This window comes from Pantoea sp. RG18, from assembly GCF_025910075.1.
GTDB lineage: Bacteria > Pseudomonadota > Gammaproteobacteria > Enterobacterales > Enterobacteriaceae > Pantoea > Pantoea agglomerans.
In genome coordinates this window covers 146,349-166,163 of sequence record NZ_JAPCIL010000006.1, presented here as the reverse complement: position 1 = coordinate 166,163, position 19,815 = coordinate 146,349, and the positions used below count along the sequence as shown (strand labels likewise).

21 protein-coding genes are annotated in these 19,815 nt (G+C 53.5%); 7 read left to right on the top strand and 14 right to left on the bottom strand.

The annotated features are described in order from the left end of the window. Positions 1-17 precede the first annotated feature (17 nt). Positions 18-161 (top strand): hypothetical protein, encoded by a 144-nt coding sequence (locus tag OK409_RS07440; RefSeq protein ID WP_010246429.1) that lies wholly within the window; start codon positions 18-20, stop codon positions 159-161. A gap of 39 nt (positions 162-200) precedes the next feature. Then, positions 201-374, top strand: a complete 174-nt coding sequence (locus OK409_RS07435) for a hypothetical protein (RefSeq protein WP_010246427.1) — start codon at positions 201-203, stop codon at positions 372-374. Here the strand turns inward: OK409_RS07435 and OK409_RS07430 are convergent. Next, entirely contained in the window at positions 362-1,525 is a 1,164-nt protein-coding gene (locus OK409_RS07430) for a beta-glucosidase (RefSeq protein ID WP_010669826.1), read from the bottom strand. The genes OK409_RS07435 and OK409_RS07430 overlap by 13 nt on opposite strands. Positions 1,526-1,680: 155 nt before the next feature. Between OK409_RS07430 and OK409_RS07425 the strand changes: the two genes are divergently transcribed. Beyond that, on the top strand, positions 1,681-3,141 hold the full coding sequence (locus OK409_RS07425) for a phospholipase D family protein (RefSeq protein ID WP_010246423.1): 1,461 nt from the start codon (positions 1,681-1,683) through the stop codon (positions 3,139-3,141). Positions 3,142-3,437: 296 nt separating this feature from the next. Here the strand turns inward: OK409_RS07425 and mdoC are convergent, their stop codons facing one another. Further along, on the bottom strand, positions 3,438-4,571 hold the full coding sequence (mdoC, locus tag OK409_RS07420; protein WP_010246421.1) for a glucans biosynthesis protein MdoC: 1,134 nt from the start codon (positions 4,569-4,571) through the stop codon (positions 3,438-3,440). A 268-nt stretch (positions 4,572-4,839) separates the two neighbouring features. Between mdoC and OK409_RS07415 the strand changes: the two genes are divergently transcribed. The 3 genes from OK409_RS07415 (at position 4,840) to OK409_RS07405 (ending at position 9,294) form a co-directional block, all read left to right on the top strand. Next, entirely contained in the window at positions 4,840-6,375 is a 1,536-nt protein-coding gene (locus OK409_RS07415; protein WP_170933489.1) for a glucan biosynthesis protein G, read from the top strand. Next, positions 6,368-8,920, top strand: a complete 2,553-nt coding sequence (gene mdoH, locus OK409_RS07410; protein ID WP_010669828.1) for a glucans biosynthesis glucosyltransferase MdoH — start codon at positions 6,368-6,370, stop codon at positions 8,918-8,920. The genes OK409_RS07415 and mdoH overlap by 8 nt, the downstream gene beginning before the upstream one ends. 134 nt (positions 8,921-9,054) lie before the next feature. Beyond that, positions 9,055-9,294 carry a YceK/YidQ family lipoprotein gene (locus OK409_RS07405; protein ID WP_033779799.1) on the top strand — a complete coding sequence of 80 codons (240 nt, stop codon included), beginning with the start codon at positions 9,055-9,057 and terminating at the stop codon, positions 9,292-9,294. Here the strand turns inward: OK409_RS07405 and OK409_RS07400 are convergent. From OK409_RS07400 to OK409_RS07390, 3 genes are all read right to left on the bottom strand, one after another. Next, positions 9,285-9,686: a MysB family protein gene (locus tag OK409_RS07400; protein ID WP_010246413.1), complete on the bottom strand. Its 402-nt coding sequence runs from the start codon at positions 9,684-9,686 to the stop codon at positions 9,285-9,287. The two genes, OK409_RS07405 and OK409_RS07400, sit on opposite strands and share 10 nt — an antisense overlap. Positions 9,687-9,816: 130 nt before the next feature. Continuing rightward, positions 9,817-10,083 (bottom strand): hypothetical protein, encoded by a 267-nt coding sequence (locus tag OK409_RS07395; protein WP_010669830.1) that lies wholly within the window; start codon positions 10,081-10,083, stop codon positions 9,817-9,819. A gap of 529 nt (positions 10,084-10,612) precedes the next feature. After that, the gene (locus OK409_RS07390; RefSeq protein WP_010246409.1) at positions 10,613-11,536 is read right to left on the bottom strand and encodes a Kdo(2)-lipid IV(A) acyltransferase; all 924 of its coding nucleotides are present in this window, start codon (positions 11,534-11,536) and stop codon (positions 10,613-10,615) included. Positions 11,537-11,788: 252 nt separating this feature from the next. Between OK409_RS07390 and OK409_RS07385 the strand changes: the two genes are divergently transcribed. Next, the gene (locus OK409_RS07385; RefSeq protein WP_256844817.1) at positions 11,789-12,838 is read left to right on the top strand and encodes a rhodanese-related sulfurtransferase; all 1,050 of its coding nucleotides are present in this window, start codon (positions 11,789-11,791) and stop codon (positions 12,836-12,838) included. 39 nt (positions 12,839-12,877) lie between these two features. Here OK409_RS07385 and OK409_RS07380 read toward each other — a convergent pair whose 3' ends face one another. The 9 genes from OK409_RS07380 to grxB form a co-directional block, all read right to left on the bottom strand. Next, positions 12,878-13,453, bottom strand: a complete 576-nt coding sequence (locus OK409_RS07380) for a YceI family protein (protein ID WP_022625884.1) — start codon at positions 13,451-13,453, stop codon at positions 12,878-12,880. Between the two features lies 1 nt (position 13,454). After that, on the bottom strand, positions 13,455-14,030 hold the full coding sequence (locus OK409_RS07375; protein WP_052270900.1) for a cytochrome b: 576 nt from the start codon (positions 14,028-14,030) through the stop codon (positions 13,455-13,457). 295 nt (positions 14,031-14,325) lie between these two features. Continuing rightward, positions 14,326-15,438 (bottom strand): N-methyl-L-tryptophan oxidase, encoded by a 1,113-nt coding sequence (solA, locus tag OK409_RS07370; protein ID WP_264366930.1) that lies wholly within the window; start codon positions 15,436-15,438, stop codon positions 14,326-14,328. 94 nt (positions 15,439-15,532) lie between these two features. Beyond that, the gene (gene bssS, locus OK409_RS07365) at positions 15,533-15,787 is read right to left on the bottom strand and encodes a biofilm formation regulator BssS (protein WP_010246399.1); all 255 of its coding nucleotides are present in this window, start codon (positions 15,785-15,787) and stop codon (positions 15,533-15,535) included. Positions 15,788-16,033: 246 nt separating this feature from the next. Beyond that, the gene (locus OK409_RS07360; RefSeq protein WP_010246397.1) at positions 16,034-16,306 is read right to left on the bottom strand and encodes a hypothetical protein; all 273 of its coding nucleotides are present in this window, start codon (positions 16,304-16,306) and stop codon (positions 16,034-16,036) included. Between the two features lie 145 nt (positions 16,307-16,451). Continuing rightward, a complete protein-coding gene (dinI, locus tag OK409_RS07355; RefSeq protein ID WP_010246395.1) occupies positions 16,452-16,697 on the bottom strand; it encodes a DNA damage-inducible protein I in 246 nt (81 codons plus the stop codon). Between the two features lie 62 nt (positions 16,698-16,759). After that, the gene (gene pyrC, locus OK409_RS07350; RefSeq protein ID WP_089414335.1) at positions 16,760-17,803 is read right to left on the bottom strand and encodes a dihydroorotase; all 1,044 of its coding nucleotides are present in this window, start codon (positions 17,801-17,803) and stop codon (positions 16,760-16,762) included. A gap of 501 nt (positions 17,804-18,304) precedes the next feature. After that, positions 18,305-18,868 (bottom strand): lipoprotein, encoded by a 564-nt coding sequence (locus tag OK409_RS07345; RefSeq protein WP_010246390.1) that lies wholly within the window; start codon positions 18,866-18,868, stop codon positions 18,305-18,307. A 114-nt stretch (positions 18,869-18,982) separates the two neighbouring features. After that, the gene (grxB, locus tag OK409_RS07340) at positions 18,983-19,630 is read right to left on the bottom strand and encodes a glutaredoxin 2 (RefSeq protein WP_033757257.1); all 648 of its coding nucleotides are present in this window, start codon (positions 19,628-19,630) and stop codon (positions 18,983-18,985) included. Between the last annotated feature and the right edge of the window lie 185 nt (positions 19,631-19,815).

Sequence of the window (19,815 nt, the reverse complement as noted above, 5' to 3'; positions counted from 1 at the left end):
TTTTTCACAGGATAGTTATGTCTTTACCCTTGCCACCCGACGATCACGATGAGCCAATTCGCCAGTCACTTGACGATGCGCACTTTGCGATAGTGGTGCTTGCGGTGACCTCGGTAACGCTTATAATCTTTGTCCTGATGATTACGCTCTGGATGAGCTGACACGCACAGGGATTCAACGGATTGAATAAGGAGAAGGCGATGGACTCCGGAGATGACAAATTAATCGCAATTATCGGTTTGCTGGCGGCCTGCCTGATCGGGGTGACCTTCCTGTTTACCATGGTCTGGCTGACCGACGTACGTCATCCTGCCGATCCCTCTCTCGACGTTCGCTCCTGTTACCCTAAAAAGCCACCTTCTCAGCACGTCTGATTTCGTGTCGCAAACTTAATCTGCTGACTGCGCAATACCAGCGCCAGCGGCTCATGCAGATTACGGTTGCCATTGGGATCGGCTAATCCCAACAGCGGGCCAGGGGAACGCCGGTCATCGGCCCAGGCGGGATACTCCACTACCGGATAGAGCGAAATCCCCTCCACCGCAATGCCCTGATCCAGCGCCACCGCCACGTTTTCACTGATCTCCTGCAGCCAGGGGGCACGCGCCTCACCCTCAGCGCCGGTTTCGGCAATCAGCATCGGACGCTGGTAGCGCTGCCAGCACTGCGCCAGCAGGATATGCAGCGGCACACGCTCCGGATCCTCCAGCGACATCGGCTGGTCGGGGAAAAACCAGTGGTTATCGGGATAGTAGTTCAGGCCGAGGATATCCAGGCAATCTTCACTGCCGCCTAGCTCCTTATCGACGCGACCGGCCAGCATGTCCCAGGCTTCGAACTGCGCCTGATGCTGCGCATCGGCATAGGGTTTGCTGTCCGGATTATCAGGATGATGAGCGATCTGCACCAGCGGGTCAGTCAGTACAAAACGCGCCTCCGGATAGACCTCGCGAATGGCATGTATCGCCGCCAGCGAGGCGCGAACCAGCTGGCGCTTCAGCTCTTTACCGCGCTGCGCAGCATGAGGATTAAACCAGGCCACATCCGCCCCGGCCCATGACCAGAATGAGATTTGATTAACCGGTGTAAAGAAGGGGCGTTCGATGCCCTGATCGCGCATCAGTTGTGCCATCGCACGGGCGAAACGACTAAAATGGTCAACAAATTCGGCTTTCCAGATATTAAGATGATCGGGATAACCGAAATGAGCCAGCTCCCAGATGATCTCCATCTGCTGACGTCGCGCGGCGTCGACCATCGGCAGAAAGCTCTGCCAGTCATACTGGCCAGGGATCTTTTCGATCAGATGCCAGCGCGCACCGTCGCGGGCGGTGAGCAGATGCTGCTCAGCCAGGGCGGCATAATCTTTTTCCAGCAGCATATCGTGTCCGCTGCTGATCACCATATCCAGCCGTTTACCGGGCGTACGGCAGGCAGTGGAACAGGGGAAACTGCCCTGGAAAAAGCTGCGAAACAGGCTGGGATGATAGCGCTGGCGGGCATCTGTAAGGGATTGATGAGACATATTCCTCTCCTGCCGGGATAATACCGGTCACAGATCGTCCGGTTAAGTCTAGACTAAAAAACGCCCGTGACCCCTCACTAACTCAGAACAGAGGAATAGCATCAGAGGTCGGACCGGGGAATAATAAAAATAACTGCATTTTACAGGGAAATGTCATGACCGAAGCGTTTGAGCTCTCCCAGCCATTGGAACGGTCCAGCTGGCTGGAAACACAGCTGGAGCCAGAGTGTCTGCGCCATCCGGGTCTGAGCGGCGTCCATCAGCTGAGCGACGGGCTGGATGCTTTTGCTGCCCGCTATCTGCTGATGCAAAAAGCGGAGCGTTCACTCGATATCCAGTATTACATCTGGCAAAACGATCTCTCTGGCCGGTTGCTGTTCAGCGCCGTGCTGGAAGCTGCCCGACGCGGGGTGAAAGTGCGGCTGCTGCTGGATGACAACAATACGCCGGGCCTGGACGACACGCTGGCCCAGCTCAACCGCCATCCCAACATTGAGGTGCGACTGTTTAATCCATTCTCGTTTCGCACCCTGCGCGCGCTGGGTTATCTCACCGACTTTGCCCGTCTGAACCGCCGCATGCACAACAAAAGCTTTACGGTGGATGGCGTCACGACCGTGGTCGGTGGGCGCAATATCGGCGACGAATATTTCGGCACTGGCAATGAACCGCTGTTTGCCGATCTCGACGTCATGGCAATAGGCCCGGTGGTTAAAGAAGTCGCAGAGGATTTTGAGCGCTACTGGCGCAGCAAGCCGGTCTCTCCGCTGCAGCAGGTGCTGGATGAAGAGGAGCCGGAAGAGGACAGTGTGAGTCTGCCAGCAGAGTGGCGTCACAGTGAACCGGTGCAGCGCTATCTTCAGCGGCTGGAAAATTCTTCGCTGCTGCAGGAGCTGGAAGAGGGCACGCTGGCTCTGACCTGGGCAAAAGCGCGACTGCTGAGCGATGATCCGCGTAAAGGGCTGGGCAAAGCGCGTGCCAGAAGCCTGCTGCCGCAGCGAATGCTGGAGGTGATAGGCACGCCGCAAAAGCAGTTCGACATCATCTCGGCCTATTTCGTGCCGACCCGCGCAGGGGTCGCTCAGCTGCTGTCGCTGAAGCGCAAAGGGGTAAAAATTGCCATTCTGACCAATTCGCTGGCGGCTAACGATGTGTCGATTGTCCATGCCGGCTACGCTAAGTGGCGCAAAAAATTGCTGCGTCATGGTATTGCGCTCTATGAGCTGAAACCGCAGGCGGGCGTGCCTGATGCCCCGCACGACCGGGGATTAACCGGTAACTCCGGCTCCAGCCTGCATGCCAAAACCTTCTCAGTGGATCAACAGACGCTGTTTATCGGCTCGTTTAACTTCGATCCCCGTTCAGCGGTGCTGAATACGGAAATGGGACTGGTGATTGAGAGTGCGGCGCTCGCCGGAGAGACGCATCAGCGTTTCAGCCAGTCAATGCGCGATCGGGCATGGACGCTGCGGCTGGATAAGTGGGGCAGGGTAAACTGGCTGGAGTATCCGGGTGAGCCGGAGCAGATTGTGCATAAACACGAGCCAGGCTGCTCCTGGTGGCAGCGCCTGCAGGTACGCCTGGTGTGGCGACTGCCGATTGAGTGGCTGCTGTAAGCTGGACCTTGCCTGGGTACAGGCGCTGGCTCAGGAAGCATGCGCCCTCCGTAAAGACGCAAAACCCGCCATCCCTGGCGGGCTCAGCGCGGGCGATTACGCACCTCATCCCTGAGGTGCGCCCGTTGCCGGGCCAACGCGTTGCTTTGTTCAAAAACGCTCCCGGCGTTTTTGTCCCTGGCCCGCTATGCTTTGCTACTGGCGTATGCGCCCATCGCTTTAAACTCTTAAGCTGTCTGTGAGACACATCATTTATAGCCTGACCTCACTTATGGCCCGAGGTCACTGATCGCCTGTCATTGTGCTTGTTTACGCTCAAATTTCCCCGAGAACAGGAACCGCAGCAGCGGGATGCGCAGGTGAATCTCATACAGCAGAAACGCGATGCCAAACACCATCAGCAGGCCAACGAAGAAGCCCAGCGTGTTATTTTCAATCCGTGGCGTCACGTAAATGCCATACAGTAGCGTCAGCGGATGGTGCACCAGATAGATAAACAGTGACGCATTGACCAGATACATAATGCGCGGCGAATGTGAATTCAGCAGCTTATGACCAAAGCAGAAGCAGACATTCAGCATGCAAATGCCCATCAGCGTCGAGATAATCGCATCCAGCTCATACAACCAGCCCTCACCGCTGCTCAGTCGCTGGTTGGCGCAATAGGCCGCAAACATCAGCAGCGCACCGACCCACATCACCAGATTGAAGCGGACAAACAGCTGCTTCAGCGGGGGATGTTTCCACGCCAGCGCTCCCAGCATAAAGAACGGCAGATAGAAGAGTGTCTGCATCACTATGATGCTAAACAAACCATCCATCAGCCACGCAGGCTGGAAAATAAACACCAGACGCCGGAACACGCACCAGAGCAGTGCCCACGCCAGTACGCCCGCCGTCAGCGATCCCCAGCCAACCCGCGAATAATCAATGGTGCGATGCTGATCGCGCAGCCAGCGGAAGGTCACCATCCCCAGCGTGGTCAGCATCACCAGCACCACCAGGAACCACAGGTGTGAAATCAGCTCCCACATCAGGTTATTAAACTTCTGATAGGGCGTGAAACGGGGCCAGTCAGCCAGCTTATCCGTCCACTCTTTCAGCATAAAAAATTGCGGCAGCGTCAGCAGCGGAATGGCGGTCAGCATTGGGATACCTACCCGTTCCAGACGCACCTTCAGGAAGCGACGTGGCTGATAGCGCAGATACAGCATGTAGGAGAAATAGCCCGAAATGACGAAAAACACCTGCATACGAAACGCATGAATAAAATCATTCAGCAGCGTCAGCCATAACGACGCTTCATGACTGTTTACTGCCCATTTCTGCGCAGAGTAGATGAGGGAAACGTGAAACGGCACCCCCAGTAACATCAGATACGCGCGGATGGAGTCGAGGAAGTATTCACGTTCAGGTTTTACAGTACTCATAAAGTTCCAGTTCGTTAGTACGTTTAACCGGTTTCACCCTGAAACCGGATTATGCTCTGTGAAAATTCTACCTGGGATAAACCAGGTATACTATCAGTGGAATCCGTAGTGTCTAATTGTCCTAAAAGCAGGGTTAAGCCTGACGAAATGCGGGAACAATGTTGCGCATAAGCTGTCGGAAAACCGAATAATCCTTTAAGATAAACGGGTTTGATTTAAGCACACGAAAGGGGGGGATGTGCTGACTAAAGAAAAAAATAAAGCCGGACTGATGAAGGTACGCTGGATTGGTACTGCAGTTCTGCTGGCGTTGTACGCCAATAACAGTTGGGCGTTTAACATCGACGATGTTGCCAAACAAGCCAAAGCGTTGGCAGGGAAAAGCTTCGAAGCGCCTAAAAGCAATTTACCCTCTCAATTTCGTGAAATGAAATTTGCTGATTATCAGCAGATCCAGTTTAACCACGATAAAGCGTATTGGGGCAAACTGCGCACGCCGTTCAAGCTGGAGTTTTATCATCAGGGAATGTATTTCGATACCCCGGTGCAGATCAACGAAGTGACCGCCAGCGCGGTGCGCGAGATTAAATACAACCCCGATTATTTTAATTTCGGTAATGTAAAACATGACGCAGATGCGGTAAAAAACCTCGGTTTTGCCGGTTTCAAAGTACTTTACCCACTCAACAACAAGGGTAAAAACGATGAGATCGCCAGCTTCCTGGGCGCGAGCTATTTCCGTGTCATCGGTGCCGGTCAGGTTTATGGCCTGTCGGCGCGTGGACTTGCCATCGATACGGCGCTGCCGTCCGGTGAAGAGTTCCCGCGCTTTAAAGAGTTCTGGATTCAGCGTCCTAAACCACAGGACAAACAGCTGGTGATCTACGCACTGCTCGATTCGCCGCGTGCGGCGGGTGCGTATCGCTTTGTGCTGCATCCGGGTGACGCTTCAACGGTTGATGTGCAGTCAAAAGTTTACCTGCGTGATAACGTCGGCAAACTGGGTGTTGCACCGCTGACCAGTATGTTCCTGTTTGGTCAGAACCAGCCATCGACGGTGAACAACTTCCGTCCGGCACTGCACGACTCTGACGGTCTCTCTATCCACAATGGCAACGGGGAGTGGATTTGGCGTCCGCTGAACAACCCGCGTCATCTGGCAGTGAGCACCTTCACCATCGAGAATCCGAAAGGGTTTGGTCTGCTGCAGCGTGGGCGTGACTTTAACAACTATCAGGATCTTGATGACCGCTATGATCTTCGTCCAAGCGGCTGGGTTGAGCCAATAGGCGACTGGGGTAAAGGCCGGGTTGAACTGGTTGAAATCCCGACGGCAGATGAAACCAACGACAACATCGTTGCGTTCTGGACGCCGGAGACGCTGCCAGAGCCTGGCAAAGAGATGAACTTCAAATATCGTCTGCACTTCTCGCGCGACGAAAACCAGCTGCACTCCGATGATACCGCCTGGGTCAAAAATACCCTGCGTTCAGCGGGTGACGTGAAGCAGTCTAATCTGGTGCGTCAGCCGGATGGCACCGTGGCTTTCACCATCGACTTCGTGGGTAAAGACATGAGCAAGATGGCGGAAAACAGTCAGGTGGCACCGCAGGTCAGCGTGGGTAAAAATGCTGATGTGGTTGAGCAGAGCGTACGTTATAACCCGGTCACCAAAGGCTGGCGTCTGGTGTTGCGTCTGCGTGTGAAAGATGCCAAGCAGTCCACCGAAATGCGTGCGGCCTTGGTTAGCGGCGACAAGACATTGACGGAAACCTGGAGCTATCAGTTACCTGCCAATGAATAAATCGACTTTTACACCTCAACGTTATGTGGAATCTCTGCCGCTGGATGCGGCAGGGAAGGCCCGACTGAGCGTCTCATTGCAGAATGCCAGCGAGTTCCACTTCATCCATGATGTGCTGGGCAGGGATGTCGCAGCCAGTGACCGTCCCGACGATGCGCCGTTAAAATCGGTCTCATCGCGGGTTGAAATGGCCTGGCCCGATTCGCTGGCCGAAGGTCAGCAGTTGGGTAAAGATTACCTCGACCGCACCACGCTGAAGGCGATGCCGAAGGTCAAACGCTCACTGATGTTCCCGGAAGCCTGGCGTACCAACCCGGTCGCCCGTGCCTGGGACTCACTGCGTGGACACAAATCGGTGCCGCGTTATAGCAATGCCGAAGAGCGGCGTGCCGAGGAGAAGTGGCGTCATGTCGGTTCAATTCGCCGCTACATTCTGCTGATCCTGACCATTTTCCAGACCGTGGTCGCCACCTGGTACATGAAGAGTATTCTGCCGTATCAGGGCTGGACGCTTCTGGATCCGATGGAGATGATCAATCAGAACTGGCAGCAGTCAGTGATGCAGATCCTGCCTTATTTGTTGCAGACCGGCATCCTGTTCCTGTTCGCCATACTTTTCTGCTGGGTCTCTGCCGGTTTCTGGACGGCGTTGATGGGCTTCCTGCAGCTGCTGATTGGACGTGATAAATACAGTATCTCTTACTCAACGGTCGGAGATGAACCGCTTAACCCGGAACATCGTACCGCGCTGATTATGCCGATCTGTAATGAAGACGTTGAGCGTGTTTACGCCGGTCTGCGTGCGACCTGGGAGTCGGTGGTTCGTACCGGTAACGCTGAACACTTCGACGTCTACATCCTCAGCGACAGTTACGATGCGGATATCGCGATTGCCGAACAGAAAGCCTGGATGGAACTGGTGCGGGATGTTGGCGGGGCAGGCAAGATTTTCTATCGCCGTCGTCGTCGTCGCGTGAAGCGTAAAAGCGGAAACATCGATGACTTCTGCCGTCGCTGGGGCAGCAACTACAGCTACATGGTGGTGCTGGATGCCGATAGCGTCATGAGCGGAGAGTGTCTCACCGGTCTGGTACGCATGATGGATGCCAACCCGAATGCCGGGATCATCCAGTCGTCGCCGAAAGCATCGGGTATGGATACGCTTTATGCACGCTGTCAGCAGTTTGCGACCCGCGTCTACGGTCCGTTGTTCACCGCCGGTCTGCACTTCTGGCAGCTGGGTGAGTCTCACTACTGGGGTCACAACGCCATTATCCGCGTGAAACCCTTTATTGAGCACTGTGCCCTGGCACCGTTACCGGGAGAGGGCTCCTTTGCGGGTTCAATCATGTCGCATGACTTCGTAGAAGCTGCGCTGATGCGTCGTGCCGGTTGGGGCGTCTGGATTGCCTATGACCTGCCGGGATCCTATGAAGAACTGCCACCGAACCTGCTGGATGAGCTGAAACGTGACCGCCGCTGGTGTCACGGCAACCTGATGAACTTCCGCCTGTTCCTGGTGAAAGGGATGCACCCGGTACACCGTGCGGTGTTCCTGACGGGTGTGATGTCCTACCTCTCGGCTCCGCTATGGTTTATGTTCCTGGCGCTCTCCACTGCCCTGCAGGTAGTGCATACGCTGATGGAACCGACCTACTTCCTGCAACCGCGGCAGCTCTTCCCGGTCTGGCCGCAGTGGCGTCCGGAGCTGGCGATAGCGCTGTTCTCAACCACCATGGTGCTGCTGTTCCTGCCGAAAATGCTGAGTGTCGTGTTGATCTGGTTTAAAGGATCGAAGGCCTACGGCGGACCTCTGCGGCTGCTGGCTTCACTGGTGCTGGAAACGCTGTTCTCGGTGCTGCTGGCACCAGTGCGTATGCTGTTCCATACGGTGTTTGTGGTCAGCGCCTTCCTCGGCTGGGAAGTGGTGTGGAACTCACCGCAGCGTGATGACGATGCAACACCGTGGAGCGAGGCGTTTAAACGTCACGGTTCGCAGATGGCATTGGGTCTGGTGTGGGCGATTGGTATGGGACTGCTGGATCTTAACTTCCTGTGGTGGCTGGCACCGATCGTGTTCTCACTGATTCTGTCGCCGTTTGTCTCGGTCATGTCGAGCCGCGCAACGCTGGGCATTAAGAGCAAGAAAGCGAAGCTGTTCCTGATCCCGGAAGAGTACTCGCCGCCGCAGGAGCTGGTGGATACCGATCGCTATGTGGTGCTGAACCGTGAGCGCGCGCTGGAAAATGGCTTTATGCATGCCTTATTCCATCCTGCTTTCAACGCGCTGGCAACGGCACTGGCCACATCGCGCCACAAGCAGAGTCAGTTACTGGACTATGCGCGTGACCGTCGGGTTGATCAGGCGCTGAGCGATGCGCCGGATAAACTGGGCCGCGAACAGCGTCTGCAGTTGATCAGCGATCCGGTGGTGCTGGCCCGTGTTCATACCCGACTGTGGGAAGATGCGGACAAGTATCATCAGTGGGTTGAGAGTTATCAAAAACTCACGCTCAACCCCAACGCGCTGGCAAACAACGCGTAATCTGAAAAAGCGGCAGCGATGCCGCTTTTTTTATCGGATTAAAACAGCGATTGGCTGATAAATTTATTGCTGGCAGTCACCGCGAGCAGCGCGTGACGATCTCAATGGCTGTTTCTTCATGGCGGATATGAGTGGTGAAAGGGTGCTTAAAGGCGGGTGTTATCGTCGTGGCTGTACTCTGCTTAAGCGGATGCGGCAGTATTATCAGCCGTACCATTCCCGGGCAGGGGCACGGTAATCAGTACTATCCCGGCGTACAGTGGGATGTTCGCGACAGCGGATGGCGGGTCCTGACGATCCTCGACCTGCCGCTGTCGCTGGTGGTTGATACCCTGTTGCTACCGGTGGATGCCAGCCACGGTCCTTACGAGTAACTGCGATCGGAATCGCTGTTATCATCTTCCCACTCTTGCGCGGCGGCTTCACCCTCTTCGGTGTCCAGCGGCGGCTCCAGCTGGAACTCGCCGTCATCCCACTCGTGCAGGGTATTTTCTGCTAACCACTCCTGACGTAGTTCAACTTCGTCAAAATCTGCATCAAAAATGGCCTGTGCCGCTTCACCGCTACGGTAAGGCAGACATTCGCCTGCTTCACCTTCTTCCGCCATGAACTCAGCCTGCCACATGATATCGCCATCCTGCATCACATACTTTTGCAGACCAAACTGACTGATCGATGCATCCCCTTCCTCGAGCTCCGGGTGGTTAGCGAGGAACTCTTCACGTGCAGCATCGATGGCTTCCTCTAAGGTACTGTACATGCTCATCGCTCTTCTCCTTCACGGGTCTTTGACTATGGATTTATTTGATTTCAGTGAAGGATAGACGAAATCTGAAGGAGGGAAAGGTCAGGCCGGTGCAACTGGCGGGAAATAAGCCATTTCCCGCCAGTCAGGGTCAGATCATCTTTTGCGGGAAATGCAAAACAGGTTGAACGGACTCATGAATCACGGGGGCTGAGTAGCGGATACAACATTTTATACATGGCTTAACTTTCTTAAAATTAATTCTGGCGATGGAGAGGGCCTGACTCAAATTATATAACGTGCCGATAAATATGACCTCTTCTTTATCAGGCATACGCTTGCACCCTTTACGATGAAGAAAGTGATAATTTTCCTGATCGGTACCGATTGTAACGTAATAGTAGAGACCTTTGTTCATATTAACTGTCCCATTAGAGGTTTGCTGTGTTGTCTTTTTTATAATTCTGGCCAGAGCCCTTAAAGGCCTGACTGTTACAAACGAAACTACCGATAAGCATTAATGAGTTCAAATTCCATAATGGTCTATCGGGGTGTTAAAAAAATGTAAAATGGAATATAAGCTAAATCAGCAAGGCAATCGCTTGTAAAATAAGTTAATTTTTATCGATTCATAAGCGGTGAGACACCGTTAAGACCAGCTAAATAGGATTAGGCCTGGCGTGCAGAATAATCAGCGCCATCACGCATTTAATAGCACTCGCTGCAATATTAATTAATAAAAAGCGAAACAGGCTGAATGCCGCCTGCCGTCCTGTTAATTGATAAGTAGTTTTAACTTTAAACAGAGAGAAATTATATTATCAATATAGGTGTTTATTAATTACTGGACCTGCGGTTTCGCTTACAGGCTGAGTCAGCCATGAGTGATTTATTTAGCAGGGGAGTAAAACGCGCTAAATGCCTGACAGACATTTAGCGCGAACAGATTAATAACGGGAGGGTTCGCCCTCGGGGCGCGTTTTAAAGCGGCGGTGGAGCCACATATACTGTTCAGGTGCCAGCAGCACACCCTCTTCAACAACCTGATTCATTCTGGTTGCGGTTGCGACATCACTTTCCAGCGTAAATTCGCCGCTGATGTCAGGCAGTATCATCAGTTCATAGCCGCGACCTCCAGGCAGACGACGCGGTACGAAAGGGATGACAGCCGGTTTACCGGTGCGGATCAGCAGATGAGTGCCCACCGTTGTGGCTGCTTTTTCCACGCCAAAGAAGGGGACAAAGACGCTGCTGCGCGGGCCATAATCGTGGTCGGGCGCATACCAGATAATGTCACCCTGTTTCAGTGCGCGGATCATTCCTTTGAGATCTTTACGATCGAGCATGCTTTTATTCGACCGCATCCGACCTTTGACCTGAAGCCAGTCGATCAGTTTGTTGTCATTCGGGCGATAGACGCCAATGCCAGGGTTATGGATACCAAACATGCGTGCACCAATCTCCAGCGTCAGAAAGTGCATGCCGATAAGCAGCACGCCGCGCTGGCTATCGCGCGCCTGCTGAATATGCTCCAGCCCCGAAGGCGTATGCCATTTATTGATGCGCCAGTCAGGCCAGAACCACGCCATACCGGTCTCAATTAATCCCATGCCGACCGATTCGAAATTGTGTTTAACCATCGCTTCGCGTTCATTTACCGGCATATCCGGAAAACTTAATTCCAGATTACGCCGGGAAATACTGACGCGGTGTTTCATAAAACGCATCCCAATGCGGCCAATATTACAGCCGAGAACATAAAGCAGGGGATAAGGAAGTAGCACCAAAAGATAAAGAGAAGCGACACCCAGCCAGGTCAGCCAATAGCGCGGGTGAAGCAGTTCTCGTGAAAACTGAGGCAACTGAGTCATGTGAAGGTTAATTTTCCTGCGTCGCGCACCGTGCGGTGCTGATATCTCGTTGATTTACGCCATTGTGCCAGTTTTTGACGTGCGCTTAAATATCACTATCGGAACGTGCCATCAATGAACAAAGGTTAATAGTCCAATGTTGCTGCAAAAAACGGCAACAGGCGATCAATCTGGTCACTGGCCTTTGCATCCCGGTGAAATCAGGTATCATGTGCGCGCTAAATTTCTTCTATTGATAACAGGACGAACACCATGCCAGTGTTACATAACCTCGTTTCCAATAAAGAGCTGAAGGCGCGCATGCTGGCTGAAACCGAGCCGCGCACCACTGTCTCTTTTTATAAATATTTCCAGATTGCCGATCCCAAAGCATTCCGTGACGCGCTCTATCTTGGCCTGACAGCTCTTAAGGTCTTTGGTCGCGTCTACGTGGCCCACGAAGGCATCAATGCGCAGATCAGCGTGCCAGCCAGCCAGTATGAAAAGATGAAAGAATGGCTGTATGGCTTTGATCCGGCGCTGAACAACCTGCGGATGAATATTGCGCTGGATGATGATGGTAAATCGTTCTGGGTGCTGCGTCTGAAAGTGCGCGACCGCATTGTCGCGGACGGTATTGAAGACGACAGTTTTGATGCCAGCGATGTGGGTCAGTATCTTAAAGCGGCGGACGTAAACGCCATGCTGGACGATCCTGACGCCCTGTTCGTGGATATGCGTAACCACTACGAATATGAGGTGGGTCGCTTCGACAACGCGCTGGAAGTGCCGGCTGATACTTTCCGCGATCAGCTGCCGATGGCGGTTGAGATGCTGCAGGATCAGAAAGACAAAAAGATCGTGATGTACTGCACCGGCGGGATCCGCTGTGAAAAGGCCAGTGCCTGGATGCGGCACAACGGCTTTGAAGATGTCTATCACATTGAGGGCGGTATCATCGAGTATGCCCGACGCGCCCGTGAGCAGGGATTACCGGTACGCTTCAAAGGCAAAAACTTTGTTTTTGATGAGCGGATGGGTGAGCGGATCTCTGACGATGTGTTGTCGAACTGTCATCAGTGCGGCGAACCCTGTGATACTCACGTTAATTGCGTCAATGACGGTTGTCATCTGCTGTTTATTCAGTGCAAAAACTGCGCGGAGAAGTTTGAGAACTGCTGTAGCCCGATCTGCCAGGAAGAGGCGAAGCTCTCACCGGAAGAGCAGCGCGCGCGTCGGGCAGGACGTGAAAATGGCAACAAGATCTTTAACAAGTCGCGTGGCCTGTTAAACATGACCATTCCCTCGCCGCTGAAGAAATAAGCGTGGCCGCCTGAAGTCAGCTTCAGGCGGCTTGCTGTTTTACTGGCGTACACCCTCAACCGAGATCATCAGCTGAACCTTCTGCGAAGCTGGCCCCAGATCTTTGGTGATGTTGAAATCTTTCAGTGCAATTTCCCCTTCAGCCTCAAAGCCAGCGCGGTAGCCGCCCCACGGATCTTTACCTTCACCCAGCATTTTCGCCTCGAGCGTTACCGGTTTGGTCACGCCATTCAGCGTAAGATCGCCAGTAATCTTCAGCTCATCACCCTCTTTTTCCACCGCTGTGGATTTGAACGTGGCCTGCGGGTTTTTGCTGGTGTTCAGGAAGTCGGCACTGCGCAGGTGCTTGTCACGTTCAGCATGGTTAGTATCGATGCTGCTGGTGTTAATGGTGACGTCGACTTTATCTGCGGCAGGATTCTTCTCATCAAAGGTAAAGCGGCCATCAAAATCCTTAAAGGTGCCGTAGAGCCAGCTGTAACCCAGATGCTGGATACGGAACTGAATAAAGGCGTGCTGGCCCTCTTTATCGATTTTGTAGTCAGCGGCAGAGGCGGTGAGTGAGCCGAGCAGCAGACTGGCACCGGTCATCGCCAGCAGGGTCTTTTTAAACATATTATTTATCCTTTTCAGAGGGAGAGGTGAAACGCAAACCCGACATCCGTTTTAAGGTGATATCGCGATCGATAAAGTGATGTTTTACCGCAGCCAGCCCATGCAGCAGTGACAGGACCACAACCGTCCAGGCCAGCCAGAGGTGAATGTCGCCCGCAAGATCAGCCTGTTCGCCAGCACCGCTGAACAGCGCGGGCAGGGTAAACCAGCTGAATACTGAGATGGGTTTGCCATCGGCGGTGGAGATCAGATAGCCGCTGATCAGAATCGCCAGCAGCAGGGTATACAGTAACAGGTGGGCCACCACCGAACTGATGCGTACCAGCGGGGAATAACTGCTAAGCGGTTTTGGCGGCGGTGAAATAACGCGCCACAGCAGGCGAATGATCAGCGTCAGCAACAGGATTACGCCGATGCTTTTATGGATCTCAGGCGCGTCGTGATACCAGCTGTCGTAATAGCCGAGGCCGACCATCCATAATCCCAGCGCAAACATGGCATAAATCGCCAGCGCCATCGACCAGTGCAGCAGCACGGCAACCAGGCCAAACTGATGAGATGAATTACGTAATAACATAATGGGGTTTTCATGAAGTAATAATCTGAAATAAGCATCCACATTATGAAATATAAAAGCAATCATCCTTACGCTTCTATAACTTTAATTTTATATTGTGAAAAGGTTGAATAAATCAGGTGTGAAATGCGCAATATTATTGAATGAGTTATTTCTGAGGCGCTGGTCGTCAACTAAAAAGAGCCGGAATTAACCAAAAGGGCGAAATATATTCTGACTTTATGTCAGTAATAGTCAATTTTCGTCAAAGTCTGTCATTCGGGCGGCATCAGGCTGATACCACCCTTTATCAGAGTCAGAAACGTGAGAGGCGGAAGGGTGTCAGATCAAAAGAGAACGTTTTTTGCTGGGCAAATTCTGCAGCCAGTTCGCCCAATACGCTGGCGAATTTAAACCCGTGTCCACTGAGCCCGGTAATTAACAAGCGGTCTGGTTCACCCGGCAGGGTATCAATAATAAAGTCTTCATCCGGGCTAAAATCGTAGCTGCAGGCTTCGCCATGCAGACAGACACCGACGCCAGGTAAAAACTGACGGAGGAATCCAAAAGCTTCACTGCCATCGGCCGCCACCGCGCCAAAAGGTTTACGATCCTCAGGCTGCTGCATCAACTGACCGCCATCATGACGACCCACTTTCAGGGCGTTGTTATCCGCCGGGAAGCCATAAAACTGGCTGCCATCGCCCATTTCCACCGTAAAACCGGGAAACTTATTGTTCTCACTGTAGCGGCCATCTGCCTGATACCAGGCGAACACCTTGCGGGTGGGCGCGACCGGCAGGTCAGGAACTAATTTGCCAACCCATGTGCCCGCACTGATCAACATTTTGCGGCCCCGATAGACGCCATCCAGGGTAGTGACCTGCTGCAGATCGCCATCGCGACCCAGTTCTGAAACCGGGCAGTTAAACAGCTGCGCGCAGCCCGCCTGCTCCGCCAGTTGGATCCAGCTGCGTACCGCCTGTTCACATTTCAGATAGCCGGACTGCGGCTCAAATACGCCCAGATAGCCCTCAGGGACATTGATTTGTGGCCAGCGCTTGCGCACGTCATCAGGCTGCATCACCTCAATATTGAGCTGCCAGCGGGTCGCGCTGTCGATGACGTTCTGAATAAACGGCGACTGATTCGGGGCGAGATTAAGTACGCCACTGCGATGCATGATGCGCTCACCGGCACGCTGTTCCAGCTCATCCCACAGCGTTTGCGCCCGCAGAACCAGGGGGACATAGCGTTCACCTTCACCATAGGCGTGACGAATCAGCCGGCTCTCGCCATGATGTGTGCCCTGATTATGGGGAGGATGGGCGCTGTCGATCATTAACACCGATAAACCCGCCTGGGTGGCATAGTAGCCTGCCGCCGCGCCCACGGAACCGCTGCCAACGACGATAAGATCATAAATCATGGTAACTACGCTCTAAGAGACAGATAATCAAAAGCATACCAGAAACAGAAACGAAAAAGGCACCCCTGAGGGCGCCTCTTTGATGCGGCAGAAATTAATGCTTTTTGAGGAGTCGTTCTATCTGCTCGGCTGATTCTATCTTGGCGATGCCTGCTTCGAGGATCGAGATAAATTGCCTTGCCACATCCGTTGTCAGCCAGTATGTCGGGCCAACATCCGCTTCTTCTTCTTTTTGATCCTGCGACGACAACGAGTGCAGGCGGATCATCATGGCGTCATAGCTGTCAACGGTACTGATATCCCAGCCCACCAGTGGGTGAGTCTGTATAACATCTTTTCTTCTGTCCATTATAACCTCCTTATTACTCGTTAAACGAAGTGCATGATGAGGTTCAATGCGGCTTTTTTATTCCAATAGCGAAACAATTATAACAGTAAACGAGGGTATCACTGTTTAAAAAATGCCGTGAGTCAGCTTCTCACAGAATATTTGCGTTTGAAAGGCGGACGTAAAAAAATAAAATGCCTGACGGGCAGGCATTTTTATCAGCAGTCAAAAGACAGGCAAAAAGCGGGCTTAGCCGCGTGACCGGACTCAGAGAGCCGGCGTTTCTGGCACTACGCCGCCGCCGCGTTTTTGCAGTGTTTCTGCCAGACGGGCAAAGTGCTGCTGAAGCTGCTCATCATGGTTTTGATTTTGGGCTTCCAGCGACAGATTGTGTACCAGTAGCTGACTGGCACGATCGTCAAGACAGAAAATCAGACTGGAAAAGGCATTTTCCAGCACCGTTAAACGACGCTTCTGATCACCAATCAGTGCTAACAACTCACCAAAGGTCATCGCCTCTTCCGGTTTATCAGTAGTCATGGTGTCGCACCTCCTGTTATGCGTGACGAGCGCAAGGATAGGGCATTGATCATTAAGAGTCTAGATGCAGGACGGGGTAAGTGCGAGAGGGGAGAAAAGATAAAAAAACCGGGTGGCGACACCCGGAAAAAAAGCACAGTGGCGGTTAATCAGTATTGAACCAGTCGTCAGCGCTTTCCCACGTCTGCTGCAGGATCTCGCTGATCTGGTCGCGCGTCTCTTTTCCACCGCCCAGCACGCTGAGATTATTGGCACTGGCATAACGTACCTTGACGTGATTGGTCGAGTCAGGGAACTGTTCATCAATGCGGCGCGATAATTCATCGCTCAACGCTTCTATCGCGCCAGCAGGAAGAGGTCGGGTATTTGATACGGTAATTTCAACGCGCATAACAGCCTCCGTTTAAGGTACTGTATATATTTACAGTATCAGCAGGCCGGAGGCAAGTAAAATTATGCGATGCGCCAGTTAAGCGTTTCACCCGCCAGGAACGGCACCAGTGAATGGCTGCCGAGGGCGATGGACTCTGGCACCTGCCAGGACTCACGCACCAAAGTAATCGTCCCTTCATTCAGCGGCAGGCCGTAAAAACGCGGGCCATTCTCCGAACAGAACGCTTCAAAATGTTCCAGCGCGTTCAGCTCTTCAAAAACGGTGGCGTAAGCGGGTAACGACGCTGGCGCATTAAATACCCCCGCGCAGCCGCAACTGGCCTCTTTGAGATGACGCAGATGCGGTGCTGTGTCGGTGCCTAGGAAGACGCGCGGATGACCACTCGCTACTAATTTGCGCAATGCTTCCTGATGCACGTTGCGTTTAAGAATCGGCAGGCAATAGAGGTGCGGACGAATACCGCCCACCAGCATGTGATTGCGGTTAAACATCAAATGCTGCGGGGTAATGGTCGCGCCCAGCGTCTCATCGGCGGCGGCAACATATTCTGCGGCGTCCTGAGTGGTAATGTGCTCCATCACCACTTTCAGTGCCGGAAACTGGCTGCGCAGCGGCACCATAACCGTTTCGATAAACCGGGCTTCGCGGTCAAAAATGTCGACATGCGCATCGGTGACTTCGCCGTGGATCAGCAGTGGCATACCGAGCTTCTGCATCCGCTCCAGCACGCGGGCAATGGAGGCGATATCGGTAACGCCATGGCTGGAGTTCGTCGTAGCGTGCGCCGGATAGAGCTTAGCCGCGGTAAACAGACCGGAGGTGAAACCGCGCTCAAGCTCATCAGGATCAAGCGAGTCGGTCAGATAGCAGGTCATCAGCGGCGTAAAGGCGTGATCGGCGGGCAGCGCCGCCAGGATGCGATCGCGGTACGCTTCACCTGCTGCCACGCTGGTCACCGGTGGCACCAGGTTAGGCATCACAATGGCACGCCCATTCACCGCGCTGGTATAGGGCAGGACCGTGTTGAGCATCTCATCGTCGCGCAGATGAATATGCCAGTCGTCAGGGCGACGCAGGGTAAGTTGCTGAGGTTGTGCTGTCATCAGTGAAGCTCCGGCAGAAGGGAAACAAAAGGCGTGTTTTGGCCGGGGTCTAAGCATAAGGATTCAGGCAACCGTTTGCACCTGCTTTTTATGCTGTCAAAGAAAATCCGCTGCCCAACAGGGTAATGCTGGTCAGTTAAGATTAGATTTGTAAAGGCTGTCACGGTCAAACGTGGCAGCTTTTTTCCGGGCGAGCGAGCCGCAGTGCGGGCCAGAGCACCTCTGCTGCTGCCGGGCCGTCCTCGCGCCGCTCACGCGGTACCTTCGGCTTTGACGTCGTGCCGACGAACCGTTCGGGGATCGGCCCTCCCTGGCCGGCCCCGAACTGTCCACGCTTCCCGGCGTGGACTTCTGGCCCACCGTCACGCCTCAGCGCTGCGGATAGCCCTTTCAGCAGCAGAGGCGCTCAGGCCTCCACTTTCGTGCCCTTTCTGACAACATTCACTTAAGTTTCAGAGCGGCACCAGACTGCGTTGTCACCTGTCGCTTAACTGACTGGCGTTACTGCGTAAAGGGAATAACCAGTTCGCCAGGTTTCACTTCCAGTCCTTTGGCAAATTTCTTCGCCAGCGACTCGCCTTTGCTGCGGTCGGCGCTGAGCACGTAAGCCGGCTTTTGATCAAAGTAGTTTTTCAGCGACTGATTCAGATAAGGCGTCAGCGTTTTCATAATGGAGGCCATTTTTTCCGGAGCAACCTGCGCATCAACAATTTCCAGATCGCGCAGATAGATTGCACCCTGCTGCTGGTCATAGACCGGCTGAGCACGCATCTTCAGTTGCATATCGGCCTGCTGCGGACCAAACAGTGACGTCACATTGATTTTAGCATTGCCAGAGAGCGTCACTTTACCTGGCTCTTCACGGCCAATCTGACTGGTCAGATTGTTCAGGACGATGTGCGCATTAACCAGCCCGGAAACGCCAATATCTTTCTCATAGTTGTTGTGCTTCTGCAGCGCCTGGTTTACTTCCTGTTCGCTGATGGTGTATTGCGTCAGTTGATTACAGCCGCTCACCAGCAGCGCGATCAACAGGGCAGTCAGCCCGAAAAAAGCCTTTTTCATCGATCTTTATCCTGAATATCAGAGCCAATAAACAGGCCATAGCCTGCCTGAATGCGTAGCGGGTGTCATCAGGAAAGAGATGAGAAACGCCGCAGCGTCTCTCATCGGGAGGGGTTAGTGAGCTATCGAGGAGAGCAGATTCACCTGGGTCTGTTTAGCCATGTTATCGCGGTAGTCAGCGACCCGGCTCGGCCAGTCGATTCCGGCCACCAGCGTCAGAGAGCGCAGCAGCGGGAAGAGATTAAAATCATCTTCGGACAGCTCGCCATTCACCGCATTGGGCTGGGCGATTAATTTGTCCAGCTTGCGCAGATCGTCGCTGACGTTTTTGATCAGGCCGGCAGAATGACTTTTCAGCGTGTCGAAATCACCGATGCTCGCCTGCTTTTTGTTGCGGAAATAGTCACGCGCCTCCGGCGTCGCGAATTCGGCAAACGCCGCCTCTGCAATGCGCGGCAGCAGCAGTTTATTGACATAGCTGTTCATGTGACGCAGCCAGTCGCCGATCGCCGGATTCAGCGCGCCGATGATAAGCGGCTCGCCATCCTGCTGATCGACATAGTGTACGATCTCCATACTCTCAGGCATCGCGCTGCCATCCTGCTTCTGCAGAATGGGCGCCATTTTCTGTCCGATCAGTCGTTTCGGCGTCTCTTCATCGTCGTTGAGCATTACCACCAGCTCAACCGGTTTGTTTTTCAGGCCAAAAATCATTCGCGCTTTAACGCAGAAAGGGCAGTGGTCGTAGATATAGAGCTTCATCCTGATCTCCCGGGTTTTACAGGTTTAGTGTTTAACAGAGTGAATCAATTCATCCTGCTTTCGGGCTCGTAAAAAGTATGGAAGAGATTACTCCACAGGGCAAACCTGCCTGTCAGGCGCGCTGCAGGATCCGCTGCTGATGCTGCCTGCAGCAGGGGTTATCCGCGGTGCGACCCGAGCAAAAT